The organism is Synechococcus sp. WC101 (assembly GCF_047461555.1).
Lineage (GTDB): Bacteria > Cyanobacteriota > Cyanobacteriia > Thermostichales > Thermostichaceae > Thermostichus.
Genome location: NZ_JANSHG010000242.1, coordinates 1 through 2,504, shown reverse-complemented (window position 1 = coordinate 2,504; position 2,504 = coordinate 1). Strand labels below are relative to the sequence as shown.

3 protein-coding genes and 1 pseudogene are annotated in these 2,504 nt (G+C 69.6%); 3 read left to right on the top strand and 1 reads right to left on the bottom strand.

Annotated features, from left to right (window positions below):
- A pseudogene (locus NW809_RS11970) lies at nucleotides 1-326 on the bottom strand (transposase); the annotation flags it as partial.
- Between the two features lie 295 nt (nucleotides 327-621).
- Between NW809_RS11970 and NW809_RS11965 the strand changes: the two are divergent.
- The 3 genes from NW809_RS11965 to NW809_RS11955 all read left to right on the top strand — a co-directional run bounded on the left by NW809_RS11965 (nucleotide 622) and on the right by NW809_RS11955 (nucleotide 2,155).
- Nucleotides 622-795, top strand: coding sequence for a hypothetical protein (locus tag NW809_RS11965; protein ID WP_414402242.1), 174 nt, complete (start codon nucleotides 622-624; stop codon nucleotides 793-795).
- A 483-nt stretch (nucleotides 796-1,278) separates the two neighbouring features.
- The gene (locus NW809_RS11960; protein ID WP_414402241.1) at nucleotides 1,279-1,935 is read left to right on the top strand and encodes a hypothetical protein; all 657 of its coding nucleotides are present in this window, start codon (nucleotides 1,279-1,281) and stop codon (nucleotides 1,933-1,935) included.
- 16 nt (nucleotides 1,936-1,951) lie between these two features.
- The gene (locus NW809_RS11955; RefSeq protein ID WP_414332449.1) at nucleotides 1,952-2,155 is read left to right on the top strand and encodes a hypothetical protein; all 204 of its coding nucleotides are present in this window, start codon (nucleotides 1,952-1,954) and stop codon (nucleotides 2,153-2,155) included.
- The last annotated feature ends 349 nt before the right edge of the window (nucleotides 2,156-2,504 follow it).

Below are 2,504 nucleotides of genomic sequence, written 5' to 3'. Positions count from 1 at the left end.
GTCGGAAATGACCAGCCTCACCCCATGAAGCCCCCGCTCCACCAGGCCCTTCAGCAGGTTCCTCCAGGCCTCCTTCCGCTCCCCGCCCGCCGGTTCCACCGTCAGCACTTCCCGGTAGCCTTCTTCGTTCACCCCCACCGCCACCAGAAGGGCCAGGTCCACCACCCGCCCGCCCCAGTTCACCTTGAAGTAGGCCGCGTCCAGGCGGAGAGCTCCTCCTCCAGGCGCTGAGCTACCCTGGAGACCGCGTCCTTACCGATGCGCACCCGGGACAGGCCCTCCGTGATGGCCGCTACCTTGCGGGTGGAGACCCCTTGGAGGTACATCCCCAGCACCGCCTCTTCTACCTCTCCGGTCATCCGCTTGTACCGCACCCTTGCCTCCTCCCGCCCCTTGGGGTAGGCTGGAGGCCTCAGTCGGCAGAACTGGGGCTCTCCGGGTCCTACCCGGGGGGCACGTCATTTTCATAGGAGGGATTTTACCGCAACCTCCACCTGCGCCCTGGGCCTCGAGGGGCGGTAAACTCAACCCCCAAAGGGGTGCCTGATGTGGTGGCCACGTTCACTCTGGACACACCCGGAGGGGGACATTCGGTTGTCCCCCGTGCCGGTAGAGGGGGGCGTGGAGTTGCGTTTTGGCCTGGCCCTGGATGCAGCCCGCGTGTCGGGCCACCCCCCTGAGTGGCTCCTGGCGGTGTACGGGGGTGGGGGGATTATCGTCCTTGTGCGCCGCCGGTACGACCGGGATAGCCGTCAGCACGTGTGGGAGGCGGTGGTGGGGGAGCACGCCACCTGACGGCTCAACCGCCCCCTCAGGACCCGGGCACCGCCGCCCTGGGCCTCGAACCCCCTGGACCATTCCCCTGGCCAATGCCCCTCCCCCCGAAGGGTTGATGGCCGCCTAATCCGGTACATCCCCGCCAGGGGCCTGGATCCCTCCGCTAGGGGCCTGGTGAGCGGTAAGCGCTTACCGCTTAAAGGGGGTGCTCCGGGGGGAGTTGGCCTGGGGGGATGACCTGGGGGGAGAGGGGTCTGGTTCCCCCCATTGTCTGGGCTGGCTCCGGGTAGTGAGGGGATCTAGAAAAGCCTTTGGTTGCAAGCGATGGATAGCAATAGGGCTGTCCTTATTGAGGTTCCCTTGGGCGCAGGCCTTGAGTTTGCCCACCGTTACACGCAGTCCCAGGCAGTCGTCCCCGCCTATAGAGGTTCCCTTGAGCGCGGGGCCTTCCTTACTCCCCCCGCCCACCGGCGGGGGGTTTCGGCGTTATGCTGGGAGGCCATGGAGGGCCAGGAAAAGCGCAAGCCGTCCCTAGCGGAGCTCTACCACGCCGTGGTGCGTGCCGTAGGCACCCTCCTACCCCCGGGGGAGGAGCGTAAGCGCCCCGCGGTCCGCCTGGAAGGAGGGGGCCTGGAGGGAGAAATGAGCCTCAAGCGCAAGCGCCTCTCCCCCGCCGCGGGGAAGAGCCTGAGGAAGACCCTGAGCCGGCACCCCGAGGGCATCGCCGTGGGCCTCACCCTCTGGCCCAGGACCCGGGAGGGGCGGCTGGACCTCGCGGCCTCCCAGGTGGGCCACCTCTACGTCCGCCCTAGGCCCGAGTTGGCGGGAACCTTCAGCGTCCTGGGCCTCCCCAAGAGCTGGGAGCCTGGTGAGGGGCGGCTGGTCCTGGAGGTGCGCCCCAACCGGGAGGGGATCCTCCCCAAGCCCTTCGCCCTAGAGCTCCTGGTACCCCCGGCCCTCCGCCCCAGCGTCCCCCCCGTGGGGGAAGAGGAGGCCCTAAGGGTCCAAGGCCGGGTGGTGGAGGGCCTCCTGGTGGTGGAGGAGGTGGAGAAGGTCCCCCCGCCCCCGGAGCGGGAGGGTGGGGCGGCGAAGGGGGACGACCCGCCCACAGGCCGCCGGCGGAGGGAGAAGGCAGGCCCCTCGGGCGGGGTGGGCTAGCGAGGGGGTGGGTTCCGTGGCAGGGGACCGGGACACCCTGGAGCTTTACCTGGAGGGCATACCCCTTCCCCCGGAGCGGCTGGAGGGGCTGGCCCGGGAGGTGGAAGGGGTCTTCCGCCGCTACCTGGAGGTGGAGCCGGTCCGCCTCCTCACCGGGGAGGACGAGCGGGGTCGGCGCTGGCTCCGGGTAGCGGCTGTCCTGAAGCCAAACGGGAGCTAAACTACTCCCGGCGGTTCATTTGGGGCTGGGGTCCCAAAGGGGAGGAGGCCTCCCAGACACCCCCTCCGCCGAAGGCGCAGGTCCCCCGTTTTGCGAAGGTGCGCTTTTGTGCAGGGGTGACGCTCCTACAACCAAAGGCCGCGTACCGGCCCAGTCCGCCGGCGCGCCCACTCCCGCCGGGCCCCGGGTAAGGGTGACCCGCCCCACGGGCGATGGGGCGGGGTAGGGGCGTGGGGATCTCCGGTTCAGGGGGAGGTGAGGATGGTGCTGTTCCACCCCACCGCCACGAAGAGGCCGTTCCCGTAGGCCACGCCCTCGAGCCGGTTGCTCGTCCCCGAGGTTCGCTGGG

What these genes read in the sequence shown, in the direction of transcription:
- NW809_RS11960 (WP_414402241.1), top strand. Translation starts at nt 1,279, where the DNA reads ATGGAGGGCCAGGAAAAGCGCAAGCCGTCCCTAGCGGAGCTCTACCAC.